Here is a 17796-nt window from a genome sequence, read left to right as displayed (position 1 = left end):
CCTTAGTCGCATCTGTCCTGCTGCGCGTTGCGCTCGCGCAGGCCCGCACGGACCCGTTCGGAAATCGCAAAGCGTTCATCTTCGGAGATCAACCCGCGGGCGGGGGAGAACTTGCGCAGTTCGTGGGCGTGATCCGAATGGGTCAGCACCACGTCCTCGATGTCGGCGATGGGGAAGTCCAGCAACACTCGCCATTCCCGGGTCTGCGGTGACTCGCCGTTGACCACCACGGCGTTGTTGAGGTTTGCCCAGGCCTGGCTGAGCAAGGCAGGCTGTTCGGCCAGCCGAGCCAGCTCGGCTTTCTGGTACTCGTACATCAGCGTGTAGCTGCGGGCCTGGCGCACCTGCACGGCGGCTTCGCGAAAAAGGTCAAAGCGCTTGTCGGCGCCAGCACCGGGCTGGCTGAGCATCGTGTGGATCAACCGCTCTGTAGCGTGCTGCACGTGGCTGATGACAAAGGTTTGGCCGCCGGCGGTAACGGTCGCGCCGATGACGTCCGGCTCGATGGCCGGCGCCAGCGCCGTCATTACCTCGGCGAGCGGGATAAGCCGGATGGCCGCCTGAAACAGCGTATCGAAGTCGGGCACTCGCATCGGGCACTCCTTGAATGACGGTTGCCAGCCCAGCATCGCCAAGCGTTGACCGTGCGTCAATCGTTCTGATAGACCGCGGCGCCTGCCTCGCGCCCAAGGCCGGCCCCCGGCGGGTCTGCGTCAGCCCGTGGGAGCGGGGCCGGCTGCTTACAACGCCGGTGTACGCGGCGGTACCTTTCGCCGCGAACCCGTGGCCTCGAACGCTGCGGCCAAGGTCAGCAGCGACGAGTCGTCGTAGGCCCTTCCGGCAAAGGTCAGGCCGGCGGGCATGCCGATGTCGGCCATGACGCCCATCGGCACGGTCACGGTGGGCACGCCGAGGTGGCGGATGGCGAGGTTGCCGTTGGCCACCCAGACGCCGTTGCTCCAGGCGATGTCCGCCGAGTCTGGGTCAACGTCGGCATTGGCCGGGCCGACGTCGGCCACGGTGGGGAAGATCACCGCGTCCAGTCCTTGTCGCTGCATCCAGTCTTCGAGGTCCAGGCGGCGCGTGTGTTCCAGCGCGCGCAGGCCGTCGGGCAGGGTGGCGATCTGGTCCCAGGGGGTGATGCCGCGCGCGGCCATGCGCACGTATTCGTCCATGCCGGCGGCGAGGTCGTCTTCACGATTGGGCAGGGTGCCGGGGTCGTGGGGGAAGATCTTCGCGCCGTCGACATCCACCAGGCGGTTGAGGGTCGGGTCATTGTTGGCCCGCAGGAAATCGTCGAAGGCCCAGGCAGACAGATCCCACAGCTCGTCGTGGAGAAACTCGGGTGAAATCAGCCCACGGTTGAACACGGTAGGAGCGCCGTGGCGGTCGCCTTCGCAGTTGGAGACCAGTGGGAAGTCAACCTCCACGACCTCGGCCCCGGCGGCTTCGAGGGCATCGCGGGCGGCTTGCCAGAGATCCATGACGCTGGGGCGGGTATGAATCTTCTGGCCGGTCGGGCCGCCGATGCCCGGCTTGTCGCTGGTGCCGGCGGCGTTATCGGCGTTGATGTACATGCGCGGCACCCCCAGTCGCTTGCCCTGCAGCGCCTCGCGGCCCACGGCCAGGGCCGGGTAGGACGCCGGGCGTACCTCGGACACCGCCGGGATCGGCACCCAGGGCTGCAGGCGCCACAGGTCACCGCGGGTGTCGGGATCGTCGGCGACCACCACGTCGAGGACTTCCAGCAGGTCGGCCATGGTCCGCGCGTACGGCACTACCACGTCCATGGTCGGCGTTAGCGGCCAGTTGCCGCGCACCGAGATCACCCCGCGCGAGGGCGTGTAGGCACACAGACCGTTGTTGGCCGCCGGGCCACGGCCGCTGGACCAGGTTTCCTCGGCCACGCCGAAGGCGGCAAAACTGGCTGCCGTGGCGGTGCCGGCACCATTGGAGGAGCCGGAGGCAAATGGCGCGGTGAGGTAGTCGGCGTTGTACGGGCTTTCGGCGCGGCCGTAGACGCCGCGCTGCATGCCGCCGTTAGCCATGGGCGGCATGTTGGTCTTGCCCAGGCAGATCGCCCCGGCGCCGCGCAGCCGCTCGATGGTGAAGGCATCACGCTGGGCTACCAGATGGGCGAAGGCCGGGCTGCCGGAAGCCGCGGTCAGGCCCTTGACGAGGTAGCTGTCCTTGGCGGTGTAGGGGATGCCGTCCAGCGGGCCGAGCGTCTGGCCATGCGCACGGCGATCATCCGAGGCCCGGGCCTCGCTCAAGGCGTGCGGGTTGCGCACCACCAGGGCATTGAGCGCCGTCGGCGTGTCGGGGGCGTCGTATTGGTCGATACGCGCGAAGTAGGCCTGTACCAGCTCTACCGCGGTGGTGCGGCCGGCCTCGAGGGCGGCGCGCAGGGCGGCAATGGAAACCTCGGTCACTTCGATCATGCGGTCATCACTGTGGGCAGGTGAGGGGATCGGAGTGTATCAAAATGGGTCGAGGCCGCCAGAGGAGAGACTTGATGAGACGCGATGGCAATCCCCCCACAAACCTCACACCGGCGGTTGGCGCGCCACCTCTGCGTTTTCGCTGCTGACAGCCTCCGGATGGGGCGTCTTGGTCGAGACTTCGGCGCGCACCTGCGGCAGGCATTCGGGGTAGTTCTGGTTGATGAAGCCGATCATTCGCTCACGCATGTGACAACGCGCATCCCAACTGCGGGATGAGTCGGCGGAGCTGAGCAGAATCCGCAGCTGCATGGATTTTTCACTGGTGTCGGAAACCTGCAGGACGCAGACCCGACCGTCCCACAACTGTGGAATGTCCTGGCACACGCGTTGCGCTTCTTCACGCAACGCTTCGAGAGGCACGGAGAAATCCACCCATAAAAATACCGAACCGATCAGGCTGGACGTACTGCGCGTCCAGTTCTGGAACGGTTTTTCAATGAAGTACTGCAACGGCACCACCATGCGCCGCTCGTCCCAGATCTTCACCACCACGTAGGTGCCACTGATCTCCTCGATGCGGCCCCATTCGCCCTCGACGATCACCACGTCGTCCAGCCGAATAGGCTGGGAAATAGCGATCTGCAACCCGGCGATCAGGTTGCCCAGTACCGGTTTGGCGGCAAAGCCCGCCGCCAGCCCGGCCAGCCCCGCCGAGGCCAGGAGGCTGGCGCCGATCTGGCGCACGGCCGGAAAACTCATCAGCACCAGGCCGGTGCCGAAGATCAGCACCAGCACGTTGAGGCAACGCACCAGCACCTTGACCTGCGTCTGGATGCGCCGGGCGTGCAGGTTGTCTTCGATGTCCAGCGGATGACGAATGGCCATGGCGTCGCCCAGGGCCAGCACGCACTGAATCCCCAGCCAGGTCACCACGGCCACCACCAGCATGCCGTTGACGTGGCGCACTGTCTCGATCAAGCGCAGGTCGTCGGGGGCCGAGGTCCACACCGCTTGCAGGGCCAGCAAGGGCATCAGCCATAGGGTCGGTTGTTCGGAGCGCAGCACCAGTTGGCGGGTGAAGACCAATGACTTGGTCAGGCGCCGCAGAATGACCAGGCCGACCCAGCGGATCAGCAAGGTGATGCCGACGGCGATGATGGCCACCACCAGGGTGCTGAGCCAGGGCAGGGGTACGGTGTCGAGCCAAGTGGCGCTGGGGATGGCAAGTTGCATGGGGAGCGCTCTTCGACAGGTCCAGCTGAATCGACTCCGCGCACCGCCTGTCAGTTCCGCGACTACTCGCCCAGGCGCGTCTCTTTGGAGGGCGGGTAGTTGAAATAGGCGCTGTAGCACTTGCTGAAATGTGACACCGAGACAAAGCCGCAGGCCACCGCCACCTCCATGATCGACAGGCTCGAATGCTGCAACAGGCGCCGGCTTTCAGTGATGCGCAGTTCCATGTAGTGGCGGTGCGGCGAGGTCGCCAGCTGGCGCTGGAACAGGCGGTCGACCTGGCGCCGCGAGAGGCCGACGAAGGCTGCCAGTTGATCGAGGCTCAGCGGCTCCTCCAGGTTGTTTTCCATCAAATCGATGATGTTGCGCAGCGGTGCACTGAGTTTGGCCGGGGTGCTGCTGCCGACCCGGCGAAAGCGCAGCCCTTCGAACGCCAGGATCTGCTCGATGCCTTCGGCCAGCGTCGCACCATGGCGGTTGCGCAGCATTTCCAGCATCAGTGCGAAGGCACCGTTGGGGCTGGCGGCGGTGTAGCGGTTGCGGTCGATGACATGGCTGGCCGGGGTCACGATGCTCTCGGGACTGATTTCCGTGAGCGCGGTGCGGTTTTCCGGGTGGATGGCGCAGCGGTAGCCGCGCAGCTGGTCGGCCCGGGCCAGGTGGAAGGCGCCGTTCCACAAGCCGCCCAGATCGATGCCCTGGCGTGCGGCGTCCACCAACCAGCGGTTGAGCAACGGGTCGGCCTTGAGCGGGGTCCGAAAGCCGCCGCAGACCATCAGCAGGTCCAGGCCGGCGAGGGCGGTGGCACTCAGTACGGCGTCGGGCTTGATCAGCAGGCCCAGGTCGCTGAGCACTTCGCTGCCCTGCAGGCTGAAGGTGGTGACGGCGAACAGGCCCGGGCTCAGCAGGTTGCCGGTGACCAGGGTGTCCAGGGCGCCGGTGAATGCCGCCAGGGAAAAATGCGCCAGCAGCACGAAGCCCACGCGTTGGGGCTCGTGCCGGTCGGTGGCCGGGTCGGCTGGGGTGGATTTGAGGTACAGCATGTTCTTGCTGTGGGTACCGCCGCTGAAGGTTCGATGTCGGGTCAACGCATTCACTCCTGGCCAGGTGGCGATTGTAACCCTTGCCTTGCCTCTGCGAGACTGTGCAACCGACTTTCACCAGGCTGCTCTTCTTGTCTCGTCTCAACTGTCTATACGGCCTTGCGCTGCTGGGCGCGGTCAGCGCGGTTCACGCCGATGATGCAATGATCGCCTGGCCCGGTGGCTGGCAGATCCAGCCGCAACCGTCCATGAGCAAACCCGGCGGCGGCGATGCCCGCCGCGAACGTGCGGTGAAAAATGATGCTGGCGGCAACCCGCTGATGGTGGTGGAGCTGACCCGCACCACCCTGCAGCCGGGGCATCAGGTCAACCTGCAGGCGGTGCTCCTGGAAATGCGCAGGGCCGTGCAGTTCAACTTCAGCCACGGCGGTTATCAAAGCCGCTGCACGCCCATTCACGACAGCCTGCTGGGAGACCTGCCGGCGGTTGAGACCACCTGCGAGATCCAGCTCGACGGCGGCCATGTCCTGACCCAGACCCTGGTGGCGGCGGCACAGCAGAGCACGGCGTATTCGTTGTCCTATGCGGGGTCGGCCGATGGTTATGAGGCGACCGAGGACGAGGTGATGGGGATTCGGCGGGAATTGAAATTGTTGCGGTGAGGGTGATTGCAGTGCAGCTCTGATGAGATGGCATGACAGGCGTCCAGCGGCCAGACCTACCCCCAATCCACCCCCCGGCCATCCAGCGCCGAACTTGCCCGCAGCCAGGTAAAACCGCCGTCCCTCAACACCAGCACCTGGTCCTGAGGAATCTCGATGAGCGGCACCCACTCCCGCTCCACCCCGGCCAGCAACGCGAGCGCGCTGCGCAGGATGCCGGCGTGTGCCACCAGCAGGGTGTCACATTCCAGGCTCGACAGCAGGGCGCCGAGGCGCTCGAACACCATGGGGTAGTTCTCGCCGCCCGTGGGGATGAAATGGACCGGGTCGGTGGCCCTTGCCTCATAACGTGTCGGCTGTGCCTGGGCGATGTCGTCCCAGGTCATGCCTTCCCACTCGCCGAAGGCGATCTCCATCAGGCGCTGGTCGGTGCGGTAGTCCGCTGCCGCCAGGCCCAGCCGGATGCGGATGATTTCCATGGTTTCGCAGGCGCGGCCCAACGGGCTGGCGATGAAATCGAGGCTGTCGGGGCGGGCGAGAAAGGTGTGCAGGCACAACCCGGACTCGGCAGCCTGGCGTCGGCCTGTGGCGTTCAGCGGGATGTCGCGGCGCCCTTGCAGGCGGTTCTGTGCGTTGTAGTCGGTTTCGCCGTGGCGAACCAGATAGAGGGTGGGCGTCTTTTGCGTCATGGGGGGCGTTTCCTTGATCACATCGCAAACAGACCCGGCACCGCCCGAACCTCAGGTCCGGGCGGCGGGACGCATCATGCCATCGAGTTGCCCTTGACCTCGGCCAGGTAGGTGCCTTCCGGCGGGTTGCGGCCGAAGTATTGGGTGACGCCGGTAAAGATCGCGTCGGCCAGGTTCTGCTGGTGACGGCTGTCGATCAGTCGGCGGCAGTCACTGGAGTTGGAGATGAACCCGGTCTCCACCAGAATCGACGGAATGTCCGGGGATTTCAACACTGCAAACCCGGCCTGCTCCACGCGCATGCCGTGCACCCCGGCGACCTTGCCCACGTGGCCCAGGACGATATTGCCCAGGTCCAGGCTGGCACTGATGGTGGAGTTCATCGACATGTCGAGGATCACGTCTGCCAGCATCGGGTCCTTGTCTTTGAGGGTCAGCAACTGACGGCTGCCGAGCATGTCGGCGCTGTTTTCGGTGTCGGCCATGTAACGGGCCATGGCCGAGGTGGCACCGTGCTCGGACAGCGCGAACACCGACGCACCACTGGCGGTCAGGTTCGGCGCGGCATCGGCATGCACCGAGACGAACATGTCGGCGTTGTACTTGTGGGCCACGTCGACGCGCTTGCGCAAGGGTACGAACACGTCGTCATTGCGCACCAGACGGGCCTTGAAGCCTTTCTGGCGGTCGATGCGCTGGGCCAGCATGCGGGCGATGGCCAAGGCCACGTGCTTCTCCTGCTGCCCGCCGCCGCCGATGGCGCCCGGGTCCTTGCCGCCATGACCGGCGTCGACCACAACAATGATGTCGCGCTGCGGCTTGTTGCTGGCAACACGCTCCACTTTCTCCACCACCGCCGGTGCTACCGCTGCCGCCGGAGCGGCCTGAACGATGGCGTGGCTGGCCTGGGTCTGCAGGTCGAGAACCAGGCGGTGACCCTTGCCGTCCCCGGGGGGCAGCAGGAAGGTCTTGCTTTGCACCGGTTCGTCGAACTCCAGCACCACGCGGGTATCGCCGGCACCACGGGGGCTGCTGCGGATGGCTTTGATGGGCGCAGCCAGCAGCGATGGGTCGCGCAGGGCAGTCATCAGCCGGGTGCCGTGCAGGTCGAGAATCAGACGGGGCGGCGAGCCCAGTTCAAAGGACTGGTACTGCACCGGCCCGCTGAGCTCCAACACCACGCGCAGCTTTTCACCGTCGCGCGCACCACGGGCCGCCAGCACTTGTTGCTGGGCCATGGCACGGAGCGAAACGGGCAGGGTAAGGCCAGCCAGCAGATAGGTGAGAAGGCGTCGTCTGTACATGAAGAACCCGCCGTAAGTCATTGTTGAGATAAGACAATGTTACTGTATAACAAGCCTTTCGGCGGTGCCTGAGCGAAATTTCATGTTGGCAATTTTCCACGTGAAATTGTGACGGATCGCACAGTTGGCAGGCCGACCGACGGTACGGTTGCGGGCGCATTTGGCTGAACGATTGCCGCACGCACCGGGTCGACCTGTTAACTACCCAAACCTGCGAGTCAGTTGCCAATGCCCGATCCAAGGCCTTCGCCGATCATTCTTGGGGTCATCCCTCTGGTGCTCATCGCCGGTGCCACTGACGCGTTGATGATTCTGCACAGCAAGGAGCTGCTCGCCGTGTACATGACGGGCGACACCTCCAAGGTGGGCCACTTTCTGCTCGACAGGCAGTGGCCGATGGTCGGCTCGCTGCTGGCGGTGATCGGCACCTTCCTGGTGGCGACCACCGTAGCCGCATGGATGGGGCAGCGCGCCGGGGAGTGGCGCGGGACCCTGGTGCTGGCCATGAGCGGGTTGTTGCTGGCCCTTGCCGCGCCGCTCGCGGCACTCGATCAGTCCACCTATAGCCTGGCCACCGTGATGGTGATTGCTGCCGCCATCGGCAGCCTGAACCAGGCCCGTGCCGACGAGCCGGGCGTGAGCTTCGTCACCGGGGTGCTGGTCAAGGCCGGGCGCAAGCTGGCCAGCGGCGAGTTCAAGGCTGCGGGCAGCGGCTTGCTGCGCTGGCTGGCGCTGTTGCTGGGCGCCTTGATAGGCACGTGGCTTGATGGCCGATTTGGTAGCGCTACCCTCTTGATCATCGCCGCCTTCATCGCCCTCAACGCGCTGTGCGCCCTGCCGCGCCGTGCCACCGCTCTCATCTGATTTCACTCGAACGAGGAGAAGACCATGACCGATTATCCCTTGACCCCCAACGGCCCCGGCTCCGCGAGCCACCCGGCGCTACCGGCCTCGGGCCCGACCCGTGCGGCCACCGAGCTTGACCGTGGCAAGGTCGAGCAAGGCCGTGTGCAGTTCGGCAACTGGAAAGGCGCGGCCGACCGCCCCGATGCGCCACCGCCGGCGGCCCTGCCGCCTTCCGAGCGCGTTGGCTTTGCCATCGTCGGCCTCGGCCGGCTGGCGTTGGGGGAAATTCTCCCGGCCTTTAATGAATGCCACCTGGCTCGCCCGGTGGCACTGGTCTCCGGCAGCCCGGAAAAGGCCCGCGTGGTGGCGGCGCAATACGGCATTGCGGCCGATGCGGTGTACGGTTACCACGAAATGGACCGGCTGGCGGACAACCCTGCCGTGCAGGCGGTGTACCTGGTCACTCCTAACGGCCTGCACGCTGAGCAATTGCAAGCGGCGGCCCGGGCCGGCAAGCATGTGCTCTCGGAAAAACCCATGGCCAACACCGCCGAGCAGGCCCGGCAGATGATCAAGGATTGCGCGACAGCGAAGGTCAAATTGATGGTCGCCTACCGCTGCCAGTTCGAGCTGTTCAACCGGGAGACCGCGCGTCAGGTGCAATCGGGTGAGTGGGGCCGTCCACGCGTCATCGAGGCCAGCAACACCCAGGTGCAAGGCCCCACCGGTCAGTGGCGCCTGGACGCGGCGCTGGCCGGCGGGGGGTCGCTGCCGGACATCGGGCTCTATTGCCTTAACGGCGTGCGCGCCATGCTCGGTGAAGACCCCGTGCAGGTCTACGCGCAAATCATCAACTCCGAGGGCGATCCGCGCTTTGCCGAAGTAGAGGAAACGGTCAGTTTCGTGCTGCGCTTTGCCAGCGGAGTGGTGGCCAACTGCGTGACCAGTTATGGCGCCCACGAATCCAAAGACCTGCGCATCCACCTGGAGAAAGGCACCCTCGATCTGGAAAACGCCTTCGCCTATCGCGGTCAGCGGCTGCGGGTGTCTCATCGCCGAGGCAGCAGCGAAGCGGTGGACGAGATTCGCCTGGGGGTCAAGAATCAGTTCGCCTTGGAGATTGACCATTTCGCCGATTGCATCCTCAACGGCAAGGCGCCGCGCACGCCGGGCGAAGAGGGTTTGCAAGATCACCTGTTGATGGAAGCGCTGTACCGCTCGGCCCGGGAAAACCGGCCGGTGGACATCGATTGGGAAAGCATCCATGTATCGGCGCGCCAATAACAGTTTCATGTGGCACTGATTGACACGTGTGTATGGCCCATTGCATCGTCGGTCCATGAACCTGTCATCGCGCCACCTCACCACCGTCACCACCACCGCCTCGGGCGGGGTGTGTGGCTGATACGTGAACACGCGATAACGTATTGCCCAAGGCCCCGCCAGTGATGGACGGGGCCTTTTGGTTTCTGCGCCATCATCGGCTTTTCAAGGAGAAAGAAAGATGAACCCACGTGCCGCGTTGCTGATTCTCGACTTCCAGGTCGGCCTGTTCCACGGGCCAGAGCCGCTCTTCGAAAAACAGCGCTTGCTGGACAACCTCAACCGCCTGATCGCCAAGGCCCGGGCCGCCGATGCGCCGATCTTCGCAGTGCGCCACACCGGCCCCGAGGGTTCACCGATCGCCCAAGGCAGCCCGTTCTGGCAATTGGCGGCGGAGTTGGAGATCAACCCGGCCCACGATCGGGTCTTCGACAAGACCGCGCCCAGTGCCTTTCTCGGGACTGATTTTGCCAACCAGTTGGCGGCGGCCGAGGTGGGACAGCTAGTGATTGCCGGGCTGAAGACGCAGTACTGCGTCGACACCAACTGCCGCGCAGCGGCGGCGCTGGGGTGGCGGCCAGTGCTGGTGAGCGATGCACACAGTTGTTCGGACACGCCAGTGCTGGGGGCCAGGGAGATTATTGCCCATCATAACCTGACCCTGGGAGGGCCGTTTGCGCGGGTGGCGGCCACTGGGGAGGTAGTGTTTTAAGGGGGCTGTCGCAGAGATCTCGCCAAGCCCCCCTCTCACAACACAAAACGGCGTACGGTCAGATTCAAATCCTGGGCCAACTGCGCCAGCTGACCGCTCGCCACACGGGTCTGCTGCGCGGTCGCCGCCGTCTGCACCGACAGTTGGCGAATGCTGCCCAGGTTATGGTCCACTTCATGGGCCACCTGGGCCTGTTGTTCGGCGGCGCTGGCGATCAGCAGATTGCGGTCGTTGATGCCGGCGGTGGCGCTGATGATGGTGACCAGCGCCTGCTGGGTGCCGGCGGCCTGGTCCAGCGTCTGGCCGGACTGCTCGGCGGTGGCGCGCAGCGCGTCGGCAGTACCCTCGGCGCGGCGTTGCACATCACCGATCAAGGTCTCGATCTCGGCGGTAGAGGCACTGGTGCGCTGCGCCAGTGAGCGGACCTCGTCGGCCACCACGGCAAAGCCGCGGCCGGCCTCGCCGGCGCGAGCTGCCTCGATGGCCGCGTTGAGCGCCAGCAGGTTGGTCTGGTTGGCGATGGCGCGGATCACGTCGAGGATCTTGCTGATGCTCAAGGTGCTGCTCGCCAGCCCCTCGGCCTGCCGAGAGCAGTCCAGCACGTTGTCGGCCAGGGCGCGAATCGAGACGATGGTCGCCCCCAGCTTGCCCTGGCCGATGCTCGCGGCATCACTGGACGCCTGGGACTGCGCCGAGGTGTCGTTGGCATTGACCGCCACGTCGCCCGCCGCCTGGGTCATCTGGGTCACCGCCAGCGCCGCCTGTTCGATTTCTTCGTTCTGGCACTGCAAGGTCTGGGCACTGCTTTCGGCGATCGAACCCATCTGCTGCACCGATGCACTCAATTGGTCGGCGGCGGCGTTGATCTGCCCCACGGTACCGTGCAGGTTGCTGCGCATGCGCCCGAGCATGTTCAGCAGGTCGGTGGTTTCGTCGCGCCCGTTGGCAATCACGGCCTGGCTCAGGTCGCCATCGGCGATGGTCCCGGCGATCTGCAAGGCTTCGCGCAGCGGGCGGATGATGCTGACGCTCAGGCGCCAGGCCAGCAGCACGATCAGCAACAATGCAGCGCCGATTACGCTCAGGGCGATCACCCGTGCCTGCTGGTAGCGCGCGCCGGCGCGGTTGACGGCATTGGCAGCGCTTTGCTTGTTGAGTTCACGCAGCAACTGCACCTGCATGTCCATCAGGTCGCCCTGCATCGACAGGGTGTTGTCGGACAAGGCCTTGGCGGCGGCCATTTGGTGCTGTTCAATCAGCCCGACCTCGTCATGCAGGCCGCCCATGAAGGTTTCGCTGGCCGCTTGCAGGGCGCTGATGGAATCGTGCTCGGTGCTGTCGATGACTCGGGCCAGATAAGCCTTGAAGCTGGCGTCGACTTCATCTTTGAGTTGTCCGATGGTGATCGTGCTGGTCACCACTGCGCCGGGATCATCGGCATCGGTAATCAGCCTCAGGGCCTCGCCGCGCAACTTGCCCAGGTCGATGGCAATCCCGTCGGCGGCGGCCATGCTTGGCAGGGCGCCGGTTTCGATGGTGCTGCCCTGTTGGCGGATGATCTGCATCTGCCACAGGCAAAAGCCACCCAAGCCACCCAGCAGCAGGGCGGCGATGGCGAAACACAGCAGCAGGCGTGCGGGAATACGTATCTGGCGCAGGCATGAGCGGCGCGGATCGCGCAGGAACTTGAGAATTTTCACGGAGGAGCACCGACAGCAAGACGGGGGTGACTTGCCGTTATAGGGCGCTTGTGTGATGTCTTTATGACATCGGTTTATTGACGGTGGTTTTTTCACGGGTGGTGATGAAGGGTGCGCTCGCTTCACACCACCAGATTCTCCAGAAAACTCGCCAACGCCACCTCTTCCATCCGCAACCCCTTACGCACCCTTGCCTTGGGCAGCCGCGCCAGTTCGCCGATGACGAAGTGCTCCAGCACCTTGGGGTGAATGTAGCACTTGCGGCACACCGCGGGGGTGTTGCCCAGTTGCCGGGCCACGTGCTTGACCATCTCGACGATGTGCTTTTTCGCATCCGGTTCCGGCTCCCAGTGCAGCTCGCGCAGCATCGACAGGGCCAGTGCGCTGCCGGCCCAAGTGCGGTAGTCCTTGGCGGTGAAGTCGGCGCCGGTCAGCTGTTGCAGGTAGGCGTTGACATCATGGGAGTTGACGCTGTGCCGCGCGCCTTGATCGTCCAGGTACTGGAACAGGTTCTGTCCTGGCAGGTCCATGCAGCGCTTGACGATCCGCGCCAGGCGCTTGTCCTTGATTGACACCTGGTGTTCCACGCCGCTCTTGCCGCGAAAGTGAAAGGCAATGGCGCTGCCGTGAACCTCCACGTGGCGGTTGCGCAGGGTGGTCAGTCCGTAGGACTTGTTGTCGCGGGCGTATTGGCTGTTGCCCACCCGGATCAGGGTGCTGTCCAGCAGCGAGATCACGGTGGCCATGACCTTCTCCCTTGGCAGGCCGGGCCGGGCCAGGTCGGCCTCCACCTGCTTGCGCAGACGTGGCAAGGCCTGGCCGAACGACAACAGGCGGCTGTACTTGTCCTCGTCGCGTACTTCTCGCCAGCGCGGATGGTAGCGGTATTGCTTGCGCCCGCGGGCGTCGATGCCGGTGGCTTGCAGGTGGCCTTTAGGGTCGGCGCAGATCCACACGTCGCGATAAGCCGGCGGAATCACCAAGGCATTGATGCGTTTGATCGCTTGCGCATCGCGGATGCGCTCGCCGTCCGAGTCGAAATAGGCAAAGTGGCCGCGCAGGGTGCGACGGCTGAGACCGGGCTGGGTGTCGTCGACGTAGTGCAGGTCCGCCGGCAATCCGGCGTGGTCGAGCGAATCGGTCATGGAGGCGGTCCGAGAGGGGTCATACCCAATGGACATCGGGGTTTGCGGGGAGTTTTGTCGGATTTTCGAATGTAAATTTGTAGGAAATTTCGCAGCAACTTTGGGAAGCGTCCTACATCCTTTGTCGGCCGGACCCTGAATAATTCCTCTCGCCAACCGCACCCCACTTCGGGTACCGCGGCTGAACCGAAGCGTGTAACGCTCCATTCCAAACTGGTGACAAGGAATCTCCACCCATGAAAAACGTACTGCTCGCACTGCCCCTTGCCATGATCATCGCTGCGCCGGCCATGGCCGTCGATCCGATCGAAAAGCAGGTCACAGTGACCGCCACGATACCGACCGAAAACTTCTATGTCGACCCGATCGGTGGTAACTGGATGAGCGAACCCCAGGACATGGCCTGGAACTCCATCCAGGAAACCCTGCAGCCGATCCGCAAGCAACTGCGGGTCAAGAGCACCACCGGCGCCATCTCCGCCTACCTGCTGCACCCACCTGCGATGACCGCCGGTGCCGGCAACATCGGCCTGGACGTGCAGATCAACGGCGCCAAGCTGACCACCGCCGCCAGCGTCATCGTGCCGGCGCCAGAGGCGGCCAGCGAGTCGGTGGTCGACTTCATGATCCTCGCCCAGGCAGCCAACACCGCTAACCAGAAATACCTGCCCGGCAACTACCAGGGCACGGTCAGCATGATGTTCGAAACCGTCACCCCAACCGTACCGTAATTCACGCTCGGTAACCCCCTCTGTGCCATGCCCAGCGGCGGCCTTGCGCCACCGCTGCGGCGTGGTCTTGCCTGAAAAACACAGCGATGGTGAACGTGATCGATGCCGCCCACCCATGATTTACCCCACGCAATTCGCCTGGCCACAGGCTGCCTGCTCCTGGCGACCAGCGTAAATGCGGCTACTGCAGCCGAGTCTGCGGGCATCCTGCAGCAGGCCGCCGGTCTGCCCCAGGAATTCAGCGAGCACTTCTTTGAGGTGCCACTGGCCGTGCGCCTGGATCTGGACGGTCGTTTCATGGGCGAAGCCATGGTGATCTTGACCCGTGATGAACACCTGCAATTTCTCGAATTCACCGACGTCTCCGACAGTCAGGAGACGCCTGCCGTGCGCCAGTACTGGGCCGACTACCTGAGCGACGCCCGCCCCCTGGGCAGTTGCTCGCGCAGCTGCGCCAACGGTCTGGTGGCACTGCACTACAGCCTGGAAAACTCCCAGGTCTCGATCCTTACCCAAGGGGTGGAGCGCCATGGTGAAGCGGCGCGCTACCACGTCCAGCCGGAGCATGGCAGCCGCGGCCTGATCGTACGCAATCAACTCAACCTGTCCGGTGATCGCCGCCAGCAGGCCGGCCGCTACGCCTTGCAGGCCCAGGGCAGCGTCGGCCACTGGACCACGTTGGCCGAAGCGCAGGCTGACCGCAGCACCGACAGCTTTGACCAGACTCGCCACCGGGTCAGTCAGCTGTACGGCGAGCGCCTGCACCAGAGCCATTTCTGGCGCCTGGGCTATTTTGCCCCGGCCTCTACCGGCCTGGTGCGCACACCCCGGCTGCTGGGCGACACGCCCGACACGACCCTGGGGATGATGTTCGGCAGCACCGACAGCCTGCTGATCGATACCGCCTCCACCAGCAGCACCCCCTTGTATGTGACCCCCAGCCGCCCCGGCGTGGTGGAGCTTTACCGCGACGGCACGCTGATCAATAGCCAGCCGGTTCAGCCAGGCCTGCAAACCCTCGACACCCGCGTGCTGCCCGGCGGCATCTATGCGGTGGAAGTGCGTGTGCTGGAAGACGGCCACATCAGCAGCAGTACCCAGGAAATGGTCTACAAGCCGGTCAACTGGAGCAGTACCGATGAGCCTTGGCGCTACAATCTGTACATCGGCCGTCAGAGCGAGCTGCTCAGCAACTGGGACCGCGATCGCAGCGGCGCGCTGAGTGCCGGGGTGCTGGGCAACTACCTGTTGCACCCACGGGCCGTGCTGGGGCTGTCGGCCCAGCGAGCGGACGAGCAGATGCAATACGGCACCTCCCTGGACTGGGAAGCCCTCGACCGCCTCAAGCTCTACGGTAACCTTTACCACACCGAGCGCCGGGGCGAGGGCTATGACCTGCAGGCCCTGCTCGGTTACAGCAGTCGCCTGGGCCCGGGTGACGTGGTGCTGAGCCAGTCTCGTGCCTGGCAGTACGACATCGACCGCGATGCCTCGCGCTACTGGAATGAACTCGACGCTGACGGCCGCCAGCGTTACCGCTCGCGCAGCGGCCAGGACACCCAGCAGACCTCGCTGGCGGTGCACCACCGCGTGACCCACAAAAGCAGCGCGCTGGTACGGATATCCCACAGCACTGGTTACACCCCCGGGCTGGCCGTCGACCTGGGTTGGTCCAGCCGCAGCCAGCTGTTGGGCTCGGACGCCGACTGGCGCCTGGCGCTGTTCGACCGTCCCGGCAGTGACAGCACCGGGCACAAGCGCAATCGCGGTATCAACCTGTCGCTCAGCCTGAACCTTGGCCAGCCAGGCAAGCGCCTGTCGGCCAGTCTGGGCACCCGCACATCCCGCGACGGCCAGGTGGACCGCAACGCCTCGCTGGGTTATCAGCAGGAAGTCGAACTGGGACCGCTGCGCAACGTCGCCGGGACCCTGAGCGTCGATCGTTATGGCGCAGGCCTGAGTGGCAACGGCCAATTCGAGCATCCGCTGGCCCAGGGCGATCTGTTCGCCCAGCGTTCCTCCTGGGACGGCAGCGTCTCGGGTGGCCTGAACCTGGACAGCAGCCTGGCCCTGGGCGGCGACCAGGTCGCCGTCAGCGGCCAATACTATGGCCGCGAGGGCGGCTTGATCGTCGATGTCGAATCGGACATCGAAGGCCTGCGCCTGCGCGCCGATGACAGCCAGGGCATGGCAAGCGAACTGCATGCCGGGCGCAACCTGATCCCGGCCAGCGCCTGGAAGGCCTCCAGCGTGCAGCTGGACTTTGCCGACAGCCATGACCCCAGCGCGGTGATCCAGCCGCCGCTGCTCACCTATCACCTCAACCGTGGCGGCGTCGAGCACCGCACAGTGCGGGTGATGCGCACCGTCACCGTGCTCGGCCGACTGATCGACGCCAAGGGCGATCCGCTCAAAGGCGCGCTGGTGATCAATCATGCCGGACGCGGTGTCAGCGAGCCCGACGGCTTCTTCAGCGTCGAGATGAGTGAACAGTCGCCAGTGCTGGAAGTGCGCCATGGAGGCAAGCGCCTGTGCTACCTAAGCCTGACCGGCGAGGGCGTGCAGCGCGAACAGGACACGCTGCTGGTCGGTGACCGCAGTTGCACATCAAAAGGGCTGGCCGTCGTGCTGCAGCCACCGTTGGAGGAGGGCGCATGAAAACGCTGTTTCGCAAGCTGTTGGCGGTCATGGCCCTGCTGACGACCCTGTTGCCCGTTTTACCGGCGGCACACGCGGAGACCGTGTCGATTCAGGCCCGCTATCGGCCCGATCAGACTGACTTCATGGACGTCAATCCACCCTATGGCATGTGCGTCGAGTATTCCTTCTTCTGCAAGCAGGTCTGGAAGGCATTTGGCGTACCGCTGCCGGTGGAATACACCAAGCACACTATTGCCCGCGCGCCGAATCCACGAGATCAGTTCTATGTGGCGGTATCCCCGCCTGTCGAAGTCATCATCACCCATCAGCAGACCGGTGATCGTGAAAAATTGATGTTTTCCATACCCACGGTCGGGCAGCGGGTATTTGGGCGAATGGATCACCATCCGGCCTGGAGCCCCTTTCTCGACGGAGGCTGTACAGCCATCGGCCTCCACCCAGGCGCTGATTTTGTGACGACAGGCTGGATATTCCCGGGAGCAGGCGCCTGTTATACCTCCGGCGGCCTGGCGGTCGGTATGGAAGGTGACACCCAAAGTGACGAAATGAGCGCCATTGTCCGGCTCGACACCCCATCGCCGCATCGCATGAAACACGGCATCTGGCGCGGCAGCGTCGACATCGACGTCGGCAATGGCGGCTACATTGACTTCGGCAATCAGGCGGTGGTGACCCGCGGTGCCCGGGTGACCTTCGACATTGAACTGGAAGTGATCCACGCCTTCGTCATCGATTTTGCGCCCGACTCCGACAGGGCGGTACTCGAGCCGCCCGGAGGCTGGGCCGCCTACGAACACGGTGGGCTGATCCCGCCGAGGCTGTACCGGGTGCAACCCTTCCGGCTCTGGTCGTCGGGACCGTTCAAGGCCTACATCGAGTGCCAGCACAACATGGGCAACACCTGCGGCATACAGGACCGGCGCAGCAGTCACCAGGTGCCCTTGACCATTGGCCTCACCTTGCCGCCGGCCCATACCCACGCCGGCACCTCCGTGCAAAACGTGGCGTTGGGCGTCGGACGGGCCAATGCCTTGCAATTCGACAGCGCCGGCAAATCCCTGGACCGAGGCGGCAGCCTGCGCTACGAGATCGCCGGGCGCGATGACATCACCCAGATGCTCAAGCGCCCCGGCGCGACTTACACCGGCATGGTGTGGATCGTCTTCGATGCCGAGCTGTGACCGGCTGTTTGCAGTATCGGAAGCGTCCTGCAAGCAAATCGGAAGCTTCCTACATCACTTGGCGAATGATCGGCGAATAATTCTTGCCGGACACCTCACCCTCTGACGCCATCAACGGGCGG

15 protein-coding genes are annotated in these 17796 nt (G+C 64.7%); 7 read left to right on the top strand and 8 right to left on the bottom strand.

Features of this window, described 5'->3' with window-relative positions; translation table 11 throughout:
• Positions 1-2 precede the first annotated feature (2 nt).
• From HB675_RS23500 to HB675_RS23485, 4 genes are all read right to left on the bottom strand, one after another.
• Complete coding sequence (locus HB675_RS23500; protein ID WP_213881550.1) at positions 3-593, bottom strand: hypothetical protein; 591 nt, start codon at positions 591-593, stop codon at positions 3-5.
• Positions 594-740: 147 nt separating this feature from the next.
• Positions 741-2441, bottom strand: a complete 1701-nt coding sequence (locus HB675_RS23495) for an amidase (protein ID WP_213881549.1) — start codon at positions 2439-2441, stop codon at positions 741-743.
• A 105-nt stretch (positions 2442-2546) separates the two neighbouring features.
• On the bottom strand, positions 2547-3677 hold the full coding sequence (locus HB675_RS23490) for a mechanosensitive ion channel family protein (RefSeq protein ID WP_213881548.1): 1131 nt from the start codon (positions 3675-3677) through the stop codon (positions 2547-2549).
• 62 nt (positions 3678-3739) lie between these two features.
• Complete coding sequence (locus HB675_RS23485; RefSeq protein ID WP_213881547.1) at positions 3740-4765, bottom strand: GlxA family transcriptional regulator; 1026 nt, start codon at positions 4763-4765, stop codon at positions 3740-3742.
• Between the two features lie 86 nt (positions 4766-4851).
• Here HB675_RS23485 and HB675_RS23480 point away from each other — a divergent pair, with 86 nt between their 5' ends.
• Complete coding sequence (locus HB675_RS23480; RefSeq protein WP_256737660.1) at positions 4852-5382, top strand: DUF4946 domain-containing protein; 531 nt, start codon at positions 4852-4854, stop codon at positions 5380-5382.
• Between the two features lie 56 nt (positions 5383-5438).
• Here HB675_RS23480 and HB675_RS23475 read toward each other — a convergent pair whose 3' ends face one another.
• Together HB675_RS23475 and HB675_RS23470 are read right to left on the bottom strand one after the other, a co-directional pair.
• The gene (locus HB675_RS23475) at positions 5439-6071 is read right to left on the bottom strand and encodes a histidine phosphatase family protein (protein WP_213881546.1); all 633 of its coding nucleotides are present in this window, start codon (positions 6069-6071) and stop codon (positions 5439-5441) included.
• Positions 6072-6145: 74 nt separating this feature from the next.
• Positions 6146-7375: an N-acetylmuramoyl-L-alanine amidase gene (locus HB675_RS23470; RefSeq protein WP_213881545.1), complete on the bottom strand. Its 1230-nt coding sequence runs from the start codon at positions 7373-7375 to the stop codon at positions 6146-6148.
• Between the two features lie 228 nt (positions 7376-7603).
• Between HB675_RS23470 and HB675_RS23465 the strand changes: the two genes are divergently transcribed.
• The 3 genes from HB675_RS23465 to HB675_RS23455 all read left to right on the top strand — a co-directional run bounded on the left by HB675_RS23465 (position 7604) and on the right by HB675_RS23455 (position 10256).
• Complete coding sequence (locus tag HB675_RS23465; protein WP_213881544.1) at positions 7604-8239, top strand: DUF1275 family protein; 636 nt, start codon at positions 7604-7606, stop codon at positions 8237-8239.
• 24 nt (positions 8240-8263) lie between these two features.
• Positions 8264-9505 carry a Gfo/Idh/MocA family oxidoreductase gene (locus HB675_RS23460; RefSeq protein ID WP_213881543.1) on the top strand — a complete coding sequence of 414 codons (1242 nt, stop codon included), beginning with the start codon at positions 8264-8266 and terminating at the stop codon, positions 9503-9505.
• A gap of 220 nt (positions 9506-9725) precedes the next feature.
• The gene (locus HB675_RS23455) at positions 9726-10256 is read left to right on the top strand and encodes a cysteine hydrolase family protein (protein WP_213881542.1); all 531 of its coding nucleotides are present in this window, start codon (positions 9726-9728) and stop codon (positions 10254-10256) included.
• Between the two features lie 35 nt (positions 10257-10291).
• Here HB675_RS23455 and HB675_RS23450 read toward each other — a convergent pair whose 3' ends face one another.
• Entirely contained in the window at positions 10292-11914 is a 1623-nt protein-coding gene (locus HB675_RS23450; protein ID WP_213881569.1) for a methyl-accepting chemotaxis protein, read from the bottom strand.
• Between the two features lie 164 nt (positions 11915-12078).
• The gene (locus tag HB675_RS23445) at positions 12079-13101 is read right to left on the bottom strand and encodes a DNA topoisomerase IB (RefSeq protein WP_213881541.1); all 1023 of its coding nucleotides are present in this window, start codon (positions 13099-13101) and stop codon (positions 12079-12081) included.
• Between the two features lie 236 nt (positions 13102-13337).
• On the opposite strand from HB675_RS23445, the gene HB675_RS23440 reads away from it, so the two are divergent.
• The 3 genes from HB675_RS23440 to HB675_RS23430 all read left to right on the top strand — a co-directional run bounded on the left by HB675_RS23440 (position 13338) and on the right by HB675_RS23430 (position 17674).
• The gene (locus tag HB675_RS23440) at positions 13338-13832 is read left to right on the top strand and encodes a CS1 type fimbrial major subunit (protein ID WP_213881540.1); all 495 of its coding nucleotides are present in this window, start codon (positions 13338-13340) and stop codon (positions 13830-13832) included.
• 102 nt (positions 13833-13934) lie between these two features.
• Positions 13935-16490, top strand: a complete 2556-nt coding sequence (locus HB675_RS23435) for a TcfC E-set like domain-containing protein (RefSeq protein ID WP_213881539.1) — start codon at positions 13935-13937, stop codon at positions 16488-16490.
• Entirely contained in the window at positions 16487-17674 is a 1188-nt protein-coding gene (locus tag HB675_RS23430) for a hypothetical protein (RefSeq protein ID WP_213881538.1), read from the top strand. The genes HB675_RS23435 and HB675_RS23430 overlap by 4 nt, the downstream gene beginning before the upstream one ends.
• The last annotated feature ends 122 nt before the right edge of the window (positions 17675-17796 follow it).

This window comes from Pseudomonas sp. dw_358 (genome assembly GCF_018449655.1).
Taxonomy (GTDB): domain Bacteria; phylum Pseudomonadota; class Gammaproteobacteria; order Pseudomonadales; family Pseudomonadaceae; genus Aquipseudomonas.
The sequence above is the reverse complement of the archived record's forward strand: the minus strand, read 5'-3'. Positions and strand labels throughout refer to the sequence as shown.